The organism is Aeromonas sp. TS_SC_11, from assembly GCF_057318915.1.
The window spans coordinates 122,041-136,145 of sequence record NZ_CM170470.1; the positions used below are offsets into that span (position 1 = coordinate 122,041).

The window sequence follows — 14,105 nt, forward strand, 5'->3', positions numbered from 1 at the left end:
GAGCGAACGGTACCTCAATCTGCCCCCTGTGGTTGACACATCTGCGTATAAAGGGTTTAATGCGCGCCGTTGCCCAGATAGCTCAGTCGGTAGAGCAGGGGATTGAAAATCCCCGTGTCGGCGGTTCGATTCCGTCTCTGGGCACCAATAATTCCTCCTTAGTTCAGTCGGTAGAACGGCGGACTGTTAATCCGTATGTCGCTGGTTCAAGTCCAGCAGGAGGAGCCAAATTTGAAGAGCCCGCTCATCGAGCGGGCTTTTTTTATGCCTGTTTCAGCTGCCGTTACAGGCTGCCAACAGCAGGGTAGCCCCACAGGCGGCGCTAAACAGCAAGAGCCCTGTCTGCAGCACGCCTTCCGGGTTTACCCCTTTCTCTTTTTTCCGACGTCGTGTCCACTCAGGCTTCATCAAGCCCACCTCACCCTGTTCCAGCACTGATCCCTGCGCACATCGGCAGGCGAGCCATCTTTGTATCAGCCCCCCTTTATCGTCAATCTTCACCTCGCTAATAAATTCATCAATGATGCCTTCCTCACTCCGGCTCATGACACTGTTAACAATTTGGAAAACCGGCGTGACCGGGCCGGGGGCCATGGTTATGATATGGCTCCCACCAAAAAATCACCTCGTTCAGGGAGAACGTCAGATGAGCAGCCCCTTGCGTTACGTGCTGGACGGCATCCATTGCGAGCCACACTTCTTCACCGTGCCCCTTGATCACCAGCAGCCGGACGATGAGGAGACGCTCATCCTGTTTGGTCGCACCCTCTGCCGCCAGGACAGGCTGCACGAGGAGCTGCCCTGGCTGCTGTTCCTGCAAGGGGGCCCCGGTTTTGGTGCCCCGCGTCCGACCGCCAATAGCGGCTGGCTCAAGCGGGCCCTGCAGGAGTTTCGGGTATTGCTGCTCGATCAGCGCGGCACCGGCCACTCAACCCCCATCAGTGCCGATGCGCTGGCCCAACGCAGCGCCCAGGAGCAGGCCGACTACCTCAGCCTGTTTCGCGCCGACAGCATAGTGCGGGATGCGGAATATGTTCGCGCCATCCTGAGTCCTGCTCGCCCCTGGAGCCTGCTCGGCCAGAGTTTTGGTGGCTTTTGCAGCCTCACCTACCTTTCCCTGTTCCCGGACAGTCTGCACGAGGTCTACCTCACAGGCGGTGTGGCCCCCATAGGTCGCAGTGCAGACGAGGTCTATCGCGCCACCTATCAGCGGGTGGCGGACAAGAACCGCGCCTTCTTCGTCCGTTTCCCCCATGCCCAGGGCATCGCCAACCGGCTGGCAAACCACCTGCACAGCCACGAGGTGCGCCTGCCCAACGGCCAGCGCCTGACGGTGGAGCAGTTGCAGCAGCAGGGGCTGGATCTCGGCGCCAGCGGTGCCTTCGAGGAGCTCTACTACCTGCTGGAAGATGCCTTCATCGGCGAGCGGCTCAACCCCGCCTTCCTCTATCAGCTGCAAGCCATGCAGCCGTTCAACACCAACCCTGTGTTCGCCATACTGCATGAGTCCATCTACGCCGAAGGGGTCGCCAGCAACTGGGCGGCCGAGCGGGTCAGAGCCGAATATCCGGCCCTGGCCTGGGCACCCGGCAAGGATTTCGCCTTCACCGGCGAGATGATCTTCCCCTGGATGTTAGAGCAGTTCCGTGAGCTGATACCACTCAAGGAAGCGGCCCACCTGCTGGCCAAAAAGGCCGATTGGGGCCCCCTCTATGATCCCGCGCAGCTGGCCCGCAACACTGTGCCCGTGGCCTGCGCCGTCTATGCCGAAGACATGTATGTGGAATTTGACTACAGTCGCGAGACCCTCAAGGGCCTCGGCAACAGCCGCGCCTGGATCACCAATGAATATGAACACAACGGCTTGCGAGTCGATGGCGAGCTGATACTGGACCGCCTCATCCGACTGAACCGGGATCGCTGATCCCGGCCGGGCGACGAGCCCGTCGCGATACACATAATATCGAGGGCGACCCATGAGTCGCCCCACCCTTTGGAAGCAGCACAATAATAAGGACACCCATTGGATCACCCGGAAATCTCGGCCGGCTGGCTGAGCCGCCTCTTCTATCACTGGACGGGCCCGCTGCAACGCAAGGGGCTGACCGAACCCCAGGTCGGCCTCGACGATCTCTATCCCCTGCTGCCGGAAGACAGACGGGATGGCAGGGCCGATGCCTTCCTTCAGCTCACCGCCACCCAGCCGGTACGCCCTTGGCCCATCACCGCCTTTATCTGGCGCCATTACAAGGGGCGGATTGGCCTGCTCACCCTGTTGCAGCTGCTCGGCATGCTGGCGACCCTGGCCAGCCCCTGGCTGCTCAACCACAGCATGACCCAGCTCGGTGCGGGCGCTCCCACGGAGCAAAAATTGCTGCTGGCTTTCGCCCTGTTTGCCTCTGTGCTCGCCGCCGGCATGCTGGCGGAGCACTCGTTGCAGCTGGCGCTCAAGATGCACGTCCCCATTCGCCGCCTGCTGGCCGAAGCCCTGCTGGCCAAGGTGATGAAGCTGGGGGGCAAGAGCTTCGACGACAGGGCCGGCGGTCGGGTGCAGAACCTCATCAACCGGGATGTGTGGGACATTACCTGGATCCTGGCCGACCCCGCCATGCCGCTTACCATGGCACTGCAGCTGCTCGGCACCATAGCCCTGCTGGTGTGGCAGGTGGGCAGCGCCGGTCTGGTGGGTTTTGCGGTACTCACCCTGCTGCTGCTCATCTCCACCAGGGTGGTGCGGCGGATGAACCAGCAGGAGCAGCAGCTCAAGCGCCAGCAGGACGAGCGCAACGGCATACTGGCGGAATACATCAAGAAGCTGCGGCTGGTGCGCCAGAACGGGCTAGGCGCCTTCTTCACCCGGGCGGCCAACGCCAAGCGCCAGCAGGAGCTGGGGGTACTCGGTCGGGTGCTCAAGCTCGATGCCATCAACGACAGCCTGATGCTGAGCACGCCGCTGCTGGTGACCCTGGCCACCTTCACCACCTATCTGGTATCAGGCCAGAGCCTGACCCTGCCCCAGGTGTTCACCACCATAGCCCTGTTCGCCGTGCTGCGGATCCCCATGATGCGGCTGCCCTATCTCATCCGCACCCTGATCAACTTCAACACCGGCTTCAACCGGCTGTGCGAGTTCCTCAACAGCCCGGAGCAGCACAGGGACCTCACCGATGCCAGCCTGCCCGTCGGCAGCCTGCGGGTCGATGCGGTCACTGCCCTGCACCAGCAAAAACCGGTACTGCAAGGGGCCAGTCTCATCATACAGCCGGGGGAACTGGTGGGGATCACGGGCCCCACCGGCGCGGGCAAGAGCTGCCTGCTGCACCTCATCGCCGGCTTCGATGACAGCTTCGAGGGGGAGATCCGCCGTCACGGCCGGGTCGCCCACCTGGGCCACAAGCCCTGGTTGATGAACGACACCATTCGCAACAACATACTGTTCGGTCAGCCCTGGCACGGTGAACGCTATCGCTGGGTGCTGGGAGCCTGCGCCCTCGGCGCCGACCTCGGCCTGCTCAGCCACGGCGATCAGACCCTGGTGGGGGAGCTGGGTACCCGCCTCTCCGGCGGTCAGCAGCAGCGAGTCGCTCTGGCCCGCGCCCTCTATGCCCAGGCCGATATTCTGCTGCTGGACAACCCCCTCTCGGCGCTGGACCCCATCGTCTCGGCCCAGGTGCTCGAGCAAGGGCTCGCCTTCAAGCCGGGGCCGACCCGACTGCTGGTGAGCCACGACCCGGACGTGCTGGCCCACTGCGATCGGGTGATCCGCATCGAGCAGGGCCGATTGATTGAGCTCGACGCCCGCCAGCTGGCGGATCTCATCCAGCACCCGCTTCCCGCCCCCATGGTGGCACCGCAGGAGGCTGAACAGTTCAGCGAAGAGAAGGTGGTGGAAGGCAAGGTGGACTGGGGGCTGTTTGGCTTCATGTGGCAGCGTCTCGCCGCCCCGGGCGCTATCCTGATCGCCCTGCTGCTCACCCTGGGGCAGGAGGGGCTGCGCATCGCCTCGGATCTCTGGCTCGGCGGCAAGGCCGGCCTCACAGAGGTGAGTTCACTGCTCGGCATCTATGTGCTGCTGGGGGCAGGATCGCTGGTCTGCATCATGGTGGTGCGGGTCATCAACTACAAACTGGGGCTCAAGCTGGCCTGGACCCTGTTCGACGGCATGCTGAGTCGCATCAGCCGCGCCCCCATGGCCTTCTTCGACAAGGTGCCACAGGGGCGCATCCTCAACCGCTTCGACCGGGATCTGGGGGAGGCGCAGGAGATACTGCTGTCCATGCTGATGGGACTGTTCGGCATGCTCATTTCGGTGCTGCTGCAGGTGGTGGTGATAGGCGTCAACATGCCGCTGCTGCTGCTCATCGCCCCCCTGGTGGGCTGGGCGCTCTATGTGCTGCAACGGCGCTACCGGGCGGTGCAGCTCAAGCTGCGGCGTCAGGCATCCGTGCTGCGCTCGCCGCTCTACATCAGCATCAGCGAGACCATTCGCGGAGCCCCCGCCCTGCGTCTGGCCGGAGCCGAGCGCTTCGCGCTGGATCAGGTGCTGCTGCACTATGACAACAACCTGCGCAGCTGGTACACCACCACCTCCATCAACCGCTGGCTCGGCATGCACCAGACCCTGCTCTCCGCCGTGCTGGTAGGCGCCGTGGCGCTGATGGTGGCCTTTGGCAACAGCTCGCTGCTGGGGGCCGTCGCCATCACCTACGCCTTTACCGCCTCGGCCATGCTCAACTCCCTCATTCGCACCTTCGCCGAAGTGGAGCAGGTGATGAATGCGGTGGAGCGGGTGCGCGAATACAGCGAAATCGAGAGCGAGCGCCAGCAGGGGGAGGCGCTGGTGACGGCCCATCCCGGGGTGCGCTTCGACAACCTGGGATTGCGCTATCCGGAGGCTAGCCAGTGGGCCCTGCACAAGGTGAACTTCGAGTTGGCCCCCGGCGAGAAGGTGGGGGTCTGCGGTCGTACAGGTGCGGGCAAGAGCTCGCTGCTCGGTGTGCTGCAAGCCATGTACCCGGCCTCACAGGGAGAGATTTACTACGGCGATCAGCCTCTGTCCCGGCTTGCACCGGAGGCGGTACGGGATCTCTACGACACCGTCTCCCAGACGCCCCTCACCTTCTTCGGATCCTTGCGCGCCAACCTGGCGCCGCTCACCGAGCAGGATGACGAGGCGCTGGAGCAGGCGCTGGCCCGGGTCGGTCTAGCCGAGCGCTGCGCTGGCCGGCTGGACGAGGACCTCGACAAGCTGCAACTCTCGGCTGGCGAGACCCAACTGCTGGTGATCGCCCGCATACTGCTGTCACGTCGCCCGCTCATAGTGCTGGACGAGGCCACCTCGGATCTCGATCACGGCGGCATGCGCAAGATGGCGGAGCTGCTCTATCGCTATCGGCCGGAGGCCAGTTATCTGGTCATCGCCCACCATCTGGAGCCGCTGCTGTCGGTGGACAAGGTGGTGGTAATGGAAGCGGGAACCGTGGTGGAACAGGGCTCGCCAGTCAGCCTGCTGGCCAACTCCCACTCCCGCTTCCATCAGCTGTTTGTCGGTCAGGTCAACCGCCAGGTTGCCGAGATCAACTGACACGAGAAACAACAAGGGCTGCCCGCAGGCAGCCCTTGTTCTTTGGTGGAGCCTCAACGCTCCATGATTTGGGTGACATCATCCTGCTTGATCATCACCTCCCGCCCTTCGGCATCGTAATAGCGGTACATGCCGGTGCTCTCATCCAGCTTGGGCTTGCTGTCGGTGGTGATCATCTTCCCATCCTTGGTACTCATGATGTATTGGGAACTGCACGCCGCCAGCCCCAGTGCACATACCAGGATCATCATCAGTTGTTTCATCGCTGCTTGTATCCCCTCTTCATCCTCACCACGAGGACGCTGACTGAAGCCTAGCCCAACCTCACCGCCCCCACAGAGTGGATTGACAGAACGGGATCTACATCAAAAATCAGTGACTTGGCGTCGGCGTTGAACGTGATGCCAACAGCGCATATGAAAAAGGCCGGACATCTGTCCGGCCTCTTGTTACTGCCTGTTCATGACTTGGCGGGCTGACGCTCACCGGTCACTGTGGGGTTAGCAGGGTCTGCACTCCACTCGTACCAGCCACCGTCGTAGACGCTGATCCGCTTCCAGTCCATCAACCAGGCGTAGAAGAAGGCTTCGGAGGCGCGCCAGCCGGTACCGCAGTAGAAGGCGGCCTGCTGGGTCGGCTCGATATTCCACTCATCCCACATGGTGAGGATCTCGCGGGCCGGTTTCATGGTGCCGTCCGGGTTGTGGAAGTCGCTCATGCTGTTGGCATCCACGCCACCACGACCCCACTTGGCCCCCGGAATGTCGCCTTTCGGCTTGATGTAGCTGTAACCTGAGGTATTGCCGACAAACTCGTCCCAGGTGCGCACGCTGACCAGGGCACTGTCGGGCTGCTTGAGCAACGCCTTGGCCTGATCGAGTGTGGTGTAGTACTCGGGGTGGGCCGGAATGGCCACGCCAAACTCTTTCACCGGCTCGAACTTGTTGGGCAGGCCGGTTTCGGTGCGCAGGTGCTGCACGAACCAGGCATCGAGGCCGCCATCCAGCAGGCGCACATCGGCCACGCCGGCATACATCATCAGGTGCGCCGCGCGGGCTGCCGCCATTGTGTTGCGACCATAGAGGATGACGGTAGTGTCGTGACGGATGCCATTTTCCAGCAGCAGCGCCTTGAGCGCCTCGTCAGAGACCTTGTTCCACAACGGCTCCTCTTCCAGGCGGTTGGTATCGATATAGCCAGCCCCGGGTATGTGACTGATGAGATAGGCCTTGGGTGAACCCCAATCCACTTCGAACAGCTTCCACTCCCCTTTGGGGGCGGCAACCACGGGTTTGCCTTCCTGCAGGTCCGCCAGCCAGCGCGGATAGACCAGCTGCTGCCAGCGCGCCAGATACTCGCGTGGAGCGGCTTTCCACGCTTGCAGCTCGAACAGCTGCTTGATGCCCTGCTTGCGCAGCAGACGGGCCACCTCGGCCACTTCCCGCGGCTCGCCATAGAGCGCCACCGGACGATCGGCTTTCAAGCCCTTGATCTCCAGCGCCTTGGGCCATTCGTCATCACTGTATTTCCAGTCGGCCGAGAGATTTTCGGCGCCAGCAACGTGGCCACCCTGCTTCTCCCCTTCCATGGGCCAGCCCTGATAGAAGTGGCTGGCACGGGTATCCAGAATCACGGCCTGTTTGGCCTTGGCATCCGCCAGCGAGAGGGGTGGCAGTTCGGCTGCAAAGGCGGGCAGCGCGCACCAGAGCAACAGGGCCGTCAGACTGGTCCGCAACAGACCAATATATGCTTTCATGATGTTTTCTCGATTCATGGTAAACAAGGTTAAAAAATGGAGCGGCCCAGACGCTCGGCCAGCTGCTCCAGTGCCGCCGTGCCCGCCAGCGAGTTGCCAGCCTTGTTGAGCTCGGGCGACCAGACACACACACAGAGCTCACCGGGGATCAGCGCCATGATACCCCCTCCGACACCGGATTTGCCCGGCATACCGACCCGATAGGCAAAATCACCGGCCTCGTCGTAGAGACCACAGGTGGCGAGCAGGGCATTGACCTGCTTGGTGGTACGGGCCGGCAGCAGCGGCTCACCGGCCCCCAGCGGCACGCCGCGGTTGGCCAGATAGATGAATGCCCGCGCCAGATCGACACAGCTCATGCGGATGGCGCAGGCATTGAAGTAGCTTTGCAGCACCTTGTCCACTTCGTTTTCGAAGTTGCCATAAGCCTTCATCAGATAGGCGATGGCGGCGTTGCGGGCGGAGTGCTGATATTCGGAGCGGGCCACCACCTGATCCGCCATGATGGCCGGGTTGCCACTGAGGCGCCGCACCAGCTCCAGAGTACGTTGGCGCGGGGCCGTGAGCCGGGTCTCAAGCAGATCGCTCACCACCAGGGCACCGGCGTTGATAAAGGGGTTGCGAGGTATGCCCTGCTCGAACTCCAGCTGCACCAGCGAGTTGAACGGCTGGCCGGAGGGCTCCTTGCCCACCCGGGCCCAAATCTCCTCCTCCTGATAAAGGGTGAGCGCCAGCGTCAGGCTCAGGGCCTTGGAGATACTCTGGATGGAGAAGGGCTCGAAGGCGTCACCGGCGGTGAACAGCTCCCCCTCCACGGTACAGACCGCCATGCCGAGCCGATCGGCCGGCACCTGGGCCAGGGCCGGAATATAGTCGGCCACCTTGCCTTGCCCGAGCAGCGGGCGCACCTCGGCCAGAATGCTGGCCAGTAATTCGGATGACAACACCATAAGCGATTCCATAACTAGGGGCTGTGGAGATCCCATCCCCACTGACAAAAATCCCGCCAATGGCGGGATTTGTCTATGTACCCGACACAGGGTACCCGTAACAGGTCGCCCACAACAGGCAAGCGGTTATCAGGCCGGTTCACCGTACCAGAGGTCAAACAGTTCGGTGACCACCACGGCTTCCATCCCCTTGCCTTCCAGCCAGGATTTGAGAACGGCGCGGTCTTCTTCGGTACATTTGCCCAGTTGCTGAGTGCAGATCATCCCTTCCCAGGCCAGGTGGCCTGAACCGGCGAACGCCAGTCTACGGGGTTCAACAACCTCATCGATCATCGCATCGACTACCGCATCGATGGTCTCTTCGGCAGTGCCGACCGGGAAATTGAAACTGATGTCGAATCCCATTTCCTGGAATTCGTCGACTCGCAGTTTCTTACGCAGACGGCGGCTACGATTGGCCATGATAGCTCCTTAGGTTAGTTGACTCGTTAAATTAGTTAACGCGTTTGAAAATCAGATCCCAAACCCCGTGGCCCAGACGATGGCCCCGTTGTTCGAATTTGGTCAGCGGACGCCAGTCGGGACGAGGCACCCAGTTGCCGGTGGTGGAGGTATTCTCGTAACCCTCGGCGACGCTCATCACTTCCAGCATGTGTTCGGCATAGTTTTCCCAGTCAGTGGCCATGTGGAACACGCCACCTATGGCCAGCTTCTGGCGGATATCCTGGGCAAATGCCGGCTGCACGATACGGCGTTTGTGGTGACGGCTCTTGTGCCAGGGATCCGGGAAGAAGAGTTGCAGGCAGGCCAGCGAACCGTTCGGGATCATGTGCTCCAGCACTTCTACCGCATCGTGGCAGATGACCTTGAGATTGGTGACGCCCGCTTCCTGGGCGGTGCCGAGGCAGGCACCCACACCCGGCGAGTGTACCTCTATGCCGATGAAGTTTTTCTCGGGGGCATTCTTGGCCATCTCCACCAGGGAGGCGCCCATGCCAAAGCCGATTTCCAGCACCACAAGGGCCTCGCGGCCAAACAGGGCGACCAGATCGAGCGGTGCTGGCGCGAAATCGATACCCATGACCGGCCAGAGTTCTTCCAGGGCCTTCTCCTGCCCTTTGGTCAGGCGGCCTTCGCGACGGACAAAGCTGCGGATTTTGCGCATGAACTTGCCGTCTTCGTTAAATACATCTTGGGTCACAGACATAATCAAATTGCTCGTTATTGCATCGGTCTGGGTCACAGACGACATGAATGGATTACTCGTTATTTCATTGCCCGGAGTCACGGATCACATGGATGAATGGCGCGTTATTTCATCAATCCGCGAAACAGGGTAGCGAATTATCCCAAGATAGGCCCAAGGCGCAAGTGTTTCGCGAAACAAATCCCCCATCGCTGACCAATTCCGCCACCACGATTGACAAATGCCACCCCCTTCACAGAATCTGCGTGGGGTCGGGCGCATGCTTGCCTGCGAAAATAAAACCATACACAACAAAGGATTGCAGTATGAAACACACAGCATTGGCGTTTGCCATCGCAGCCCTGCTGGCCGGGTGCAACACCTCCAGCAATGATTCACAGGCGCCCAGCGCCGCCGAGCAAGCCTATGAGTATCTGGTGCAACTGAGCTCGAGCGCCGAGGGGATAGGGGCCAGACCCACGGGCACGGAGGCCGAGACCCGCGCCGCAGCCTGGATCCAGGATCATCTGACAGGCTGGGGTTACGATGTGCAGAAGCAGCCGTTCACCTACACCAAGAGTGGGGCCAGCAAGGCCTCCCAGAATCTTGTCGCCGAGCTGAAGGGCCAGAGCGACAAGGTGATCCTGATCGGCGCCCACTACGACAGCACGGGTGACAAGCATGGCTCTGAAGGCGCCACCGACAACGGCGCCGGTGTCGCGGCGCTGCTGGCGGTCGCCGAGGCACTCAAGGGGCAGACCCTGCCCTACACGGTACGCTTCGCCTTCTTCGGCGCGGAAGAGAACGGCCTCAACGGCTCCAAAGCCTATGTCGCCAGCCTCGACAGCGCCGCCATCGCCCAATTGGTGGCCATGGTGAACTACGACACCATAGCCGGCGGCGACATCGTCTATGTTCACTCTGCTCACTCGGATGTGGCCGAATACAACTGTGCCGAGCCAAGCCGCTACAGCTTCGATCCCAAGATCCGTGACCGTCTGCTGGCCATCTCCAAACAGACTGACACCCCGTTCGCCATCCACCCCAGCTACGCCGGCTATCCGGAAGGGGAGACAGGCAGCTGGTCGGATCACGCCCCCTTCGCCTGCCTGGGGGTGCCCATCGCCTACGTGGAGGCCACCAACTTCACCATCAACGGGGCGGATGGCTATGACGGCTACTCCCAGACCACCAATCCGGCGCTGTGGGACTGCTACGACGATGCCACCAAGAGCGCCTGCGACCGGGACAGCGAGACCCAGTGGGGCAAGATCTGGCATACCCAGTACGACCGTCTCGACAAGATGGCCGAGCTGTTCCCGGGCCGGGTGGAGCAGCAGCTCAGCGCCAACACGGACCTGATGATCCGCTTCCTCAAGGAGCCGGGTCTGTAACGCCAACAAGCCGTCAATGACGCGCGCTGGCCAGGGACCAATTCAGGGCTTTTTACGCTCAACGGCTGCCCCCGGCCGATAAAATTCGGGCAGGTGCCAAACCTGCCCTTTTTTATCGATTTTTGTTGCAGCCATTGCCTCATTTTTTAAATCTGATACAAACGGATAACTTGGCGGTCGAATGGAGCGACCGCTCACCATGCCAGAGAGAACCCTATGCAACCGTTTTTTGCCCAGCGCTTCGAGAAGGTAGAGCCTTCATTTATCCGCGAGATCCTCAAGGTCGCGGCCAATCCCGAGATCATCTCCTTTGCCGGTGGCCTGCCCAATCCGCACCTGTTTCCGGTCAAGGCCATCGATCAGGCCTGCCAGGACGTGCTGCGCGAGCAAGGCGCCGCCGCCCTGCAATATGCCGCCACCGAGGGCTTCGCCCCGCTGCGCCAGTACATTGCAGACCGCTATCTGGCGCGCCATGGCATGAGCGTCAACCCGGACAATATCCTCATCACCAGCGGCTCCCAGCAGGCGCTGGATCTGCTGGGCAAGGTGCTGATCGACGAGGGGCAGGATCTCATCATTGAAGAGCCGGGCTACCTTGGCGCCATTCAGGCATTCTCCGTCTATCAACCGGCATTCCAGCCCATTACGCTGGGGGAAGAGGGTCTGGACCTGGTGGCGCTGGATGCGCTGCTGGCCAGCGGCTCCAACGCAAAACTGCTCTACGGCGTGCCCAACTTCCAGAACCCGAGCGGTGTCTCCTACAGCCGCGCCAACCGTGAGGCACTGGCCGAGCGACTGGTCAGCCACGAGCTGCTGATGGTGGAAGACGACCCCTATGGCGAACTGCGCTTCGAAGGGGAGCACCTGCCACCCATCGCCAAGCTGGCTCCGAACAATACTGTGCTGCTCGGCTCCTTCTCCAAGACGGTGGTGCCCGCCTTCCGTCTGGGCTGGATGCTGGTGCCGGACTGGCTGCGCCAGAAGGTCACCATCGCCAAGCAGGCCACCGACCTGCACAGCAACGCCTTCAGCCAGCAGGTGCTGCACCGCTTCCTGATCGACAACTCGCTGGATGCCCATCTGGAGAAGATCAAGGAGGTCTATGGCCGCCAGCGCGCCGCCATGGAGGCCGCACTGGCTCGTCACTGCCCGCCAGGCGTCAGCTATACCAGACCGGAAGGGGGCATGTTCCTCTGGCTGACCCTGCCTGCCAGTGTAAGTGCCATGGCACTGTTCGACGAGGCCATCAAGGAGAAGGTCGCCTTCGTACCCGGTGCCCCCTTCTATGTGCGCCCCGAGATCAAGAACACCTTGCGGCTGAGCTTCTCCTGCGTGGATGAAGCCACCATAGAGGAAGGGGTCAAACGCTTGACCCGCGCCCTGGCCCGCATGCTCTGACAGCGCTGCCGTCTGAATAAAGAAAAACCAGCGATCTGTCCAGATCGCTGGTTTTTTTATTTCTCACGCAGGAGAAACCGGGCCTGTCAGGCTGCCAGCTGCTTGGCAAACTCCTTCATCGGCATGGGCCTGCCATAGAAATAGCCCTGCAGGAAGGTCACCTGACGCGCCCTCAGGTAGGCGGCCTGAACCTCGTTTTCCACCCCTTCGGCAACCAGCATCAGGCCGAGCCGGGTCGCCAGATCGATGACGTTCTCGACGATATGACTGGAGAGCGCATCCGAGCCGATCATGCCGACGAAGCTCTGATCAATCTTGAGAAAATCCACCTGGAACTGCTGCAAGTAGGTCAGGCTGGAGTGGCCGGTACCAAAATCGTCGATGGCGATGAAGACCCCGAGCTGGTGCAGCTCGGCGAACAAGCGGTCGGTTACCTCATCCGCCACTATCAGCTCCCGCTCGGTCAGCTCCAGCACCAGCTTGATGGGGTTGGCCTTGAACCCATCGATGAAGTCACGACAATCCTCCACCAGGCTCAGATCCTTGCAGTGGCTGGCACAGATGTTGAAGCCAAAGTGAAATCCCCTCGGCAGGGTATGGGCCTTGCCGGCAAACTGATCCCGCACCTGTGCCATCAGCAGACGGGTCATGGGGACTATGAGGCCGCTGTCTTCCGCCAGCGGAATGAAGCGATCCGGCGATATCATACCCTGACGGGGATGCTGCCAGCGCATCAGCACCTCGCAGCCACACCAGTGTCCATCGTCCCCCGTCACCACGGGTTGCAGATAGGGTATGAATTCCCGCTGGGCCAGCGCCCGCCGCAATTCTTGTGAAGGAGAGGTAGAGCGGCCGGTCAGCCAGAACACGCCAACCCCCACCAATATGCCCAGCAAGGGATAGATGATGAGGCTGGCCCTGGAGTAACTCCAGACATGGCTGCCGTACTCATTGTGGGACAGATCGGTGACCACCCTGAATGGATACTTCGAGGACACTTGTTCCAGATAGCCGCCCGTGCGGGATGGCACCGCCTCGCTGACCTGGCCGTTGGCCTGCATGGTCCGGCTGCCGATGACCAGCGCCAGCGGCGAGTTGCGGCTCAGCATGTCGAGAATGTTATGCAGATAGTAGCCGTCTACCCCGACCAGCACGCTGTTATCGCCCACCGCCTGCCGATAAACGACAAGGGGGCGATCCGGCGTCACAGGGTTGCCTCTCAGCAGGTCGAGCTGACCCTCTGCGTAATCGGCCAGAGAGAAGAGACCGCTGTAGGAACCGTAGAGGGAGGTGCAGTAAATATGCTCCCCCCTGGCCAGGTTGACGGTACGTATGTCCGGCACGGTCGCCACCTGGTCCCTCAGCCCCTGTACCACTTCGTCGCAAGGCCGATCCATGCTGCTGCGCACCATGGACGCCGCCTGCTGGGCATTGTCCAGGGTGCGATCAAACATGTGTCGTGCATGCAAGAGACGCTCCTCGGCATCCTGCTTCACCCCCGAAAACGTCTGCCATGAGATGATCAACACCCCCAGCAACACAGACAGAAAGCCTGCCAGCAGGGACACTCCCAGCCTCGTATAGAACTGGCGCAACCTCAAACGACGAAAAGGCATAATCATCCTCACGGCAACGACAAAAAAGCGGGCAAGTCTACTGGTGTCCGCTCACCTAGCAAGCCCTTCTGATACGATTGGCTGCAATCAGGTTTGGCCTGATTGACACCATACGCCATCAAAACAGGGCTCGCAGCCACATAGAGCAAGGCATCCGGGCCGGAACGAACCCAATCCCCCCAATCTGGCCCTGGCTCATATCGAGCCAGGTGATGCCTCGG

The 14,105-nt window shown here is 61.4% G+C and carries 11 protein-coding genes and 2 tRNA genes; 6 read left to right on the forward strand and 7 right to left on the reverse strand.

Annotated elements, in window-relative coordinates; genetic code table 11:
- Positions 1-71 precede the first annotated feature (71 nt).
- Positions 72-147 (forward strand) — tRNA-Phe (locus AC1P02_RS00600).
- A gap of 5 nt (positions 148-152) precedes the next feature.
- Positions 153-228 (forward strand) — tRNA-Asn (locus AC1P02_RS00605).
- Between the two features lie 45 nt (positions 229-273).
- On the opposite strand, the gene AC1P02_RS00610 is transcribed toward AC1P02_RS00605, so the two are convergent.
- Positions 274-546, reverse strand: coding sequence for a hypothetical protein (locus tag AC1P02_RS00610; RefSeq protein WP_485183578.1), 273 nt, complete (start codon positions 544-546; stop codon positions 274-276).
- A gap of 100 nt (positions 547-646) precedes the next feature.
- Here AC1P02_RS00610 and AC1P02_RS00615 point away from each other — a divergent pair, with 100 nt between their 5' ends.
- Both AC1P02_RS00615 and AC1P02_RS00620 read left to right on the forward strand, forming a co-directional pair.
- Positions 647-1,924, forward strand: a complete 1,278-nt coding sequence (locus tag AC1P02_RS00615) for an alpha/beta hydrolase (protein ID WP_485183581.1) — start codon at positions 647-649, stop codon at positions 1,922-1,924.
- Between the two features lie 99 nt (positions 1,925-2,023).
- The gene (locus AC1P02_RS00620; RefSeq protein ID WP_485183583.1) at positions 2,024-5,584 is read left to right on the forward strand and encodes an ATP-binding cassette domain-containing protein; all 3,561 of its coding nucleotides are present in this window, start codon (positions 2,024-2,026) and stop codon (positions 5,582-5,584) included.
- 53 nt (positions 5,585-5,637) lie between these two features.
- Here the strand turns inward: AC1P02_RS00620 and AC1P02_RS00625 are convergent, their stop codons facing one another.
- The 5 genes from AC1P02_RS00625 to trmB form a co-directional block, all read right to left on the reverse strand.
- Positions 5,638-5,847: a YgdI/YgdR family lipoprotein gene (locus tag AC1P02_RS00625; protein WP_096120040.1), complete on the reverse strand. Its 210-nt coding sequence runs from the start codon at positions 5,845-5,847 to the stop codon at positions 5,638-5,640.
- Positions 5,848-6,044: 197 nt separating this feature from the next.
- Positions 6,045-7,340, reverse strand: a complete 1,296-nt coding sequence (locus tag AC1P02_RS00630) for a sulfurtransferase (protein ID WP_096120039.1) — start codon at positions 7,338-7,340, stop codon at positions 6,045-6,047.
- 29 nt (positions 7,341-7,369) lie between these two features.
- Positions 7,370-8,290: a glutaminase B gene (glsB, locus tag AC1P02_RS00635; RefSeq protein ID WP_170946660.1), complete on the reverse strand. Its 921-nt coding sequence runs from the start codon at positions 8,288-8,290 to the stop codon at positions 7,370-7,372.
- Between the two features lie 129 nt (positions 8,291-8,419).
- Positions 8,420-8,752 (reverse strand): YggL family protein, encoded by a 333-nt coding sequence (locus AC1P02_RS00640; protein ID WP_005317987.1) that lies wholly within the window; start codon positions 8,750-8,752, stop codon positions 8,420-8,422.
- 31 nt (positions 8,753-8,783) lie between these two features.
- Complete coding sequence (gene trmB / locus AC1P02_RS00645; protein ID WP_485183587.1) at positions 8,784-9,497, reverse strand: tRNA (guanosine(46)-N7)-methyltransferase TrmB; 714 nt, start codon at positions 9,495-9,497, stop codon at positions 8,784-8,786.
- Between the two features lie 305 nt (positions 9,498-9,802).
- On the opposite strand from trmB, the gene AC1P02_RS00650 reads away from it, so the two are divergent.
- Positions 9,803-10,870 carry a M28 family metallopeptidase gene (locus tag AC1P02_RS00650; protein ID WP_485183589.1) on the forward strand — a complete coding sequence of 356 codons (1,068 nt, stop codon included), beginning with the start codon at positions 9,803-9,805 and terminating at the stop codon, positions 10,868-10,870.
- Positions 10,871-11,086: 216 nt separating this feature from the next.
- Positions 11,087-12,268 (forward strand): aminotransferase-like domain-containing protein, encoded by a 1,182-nt coding sequence (locus AC1P02_RS00655; RefSeq protein WP_059113151.1) that lies wholly within the window; start codon positions 11,087-11,089, stop codon positions 12,266-12,268.
- Between the two features lie 86 nt (positions 12,269-12,354).
- On the opposite strand, the gene AC1P02_RS00660 is transcribed toward AC1P02_RS00655, so the two are convergent.
- Positions 12,355-13,884: an EAL domain-containing protein gene (locus tag AC1P02_RS00660; protein WP_485183591.1), complete on the reverse strand. Its 1,530-nt coding sequence runs from the start codon at positions 13,882-13,884 to the stop codon at positions 12,355-12,357.
- Positions 13,885-14,105 lie beyond the last annotated feature (221 nt).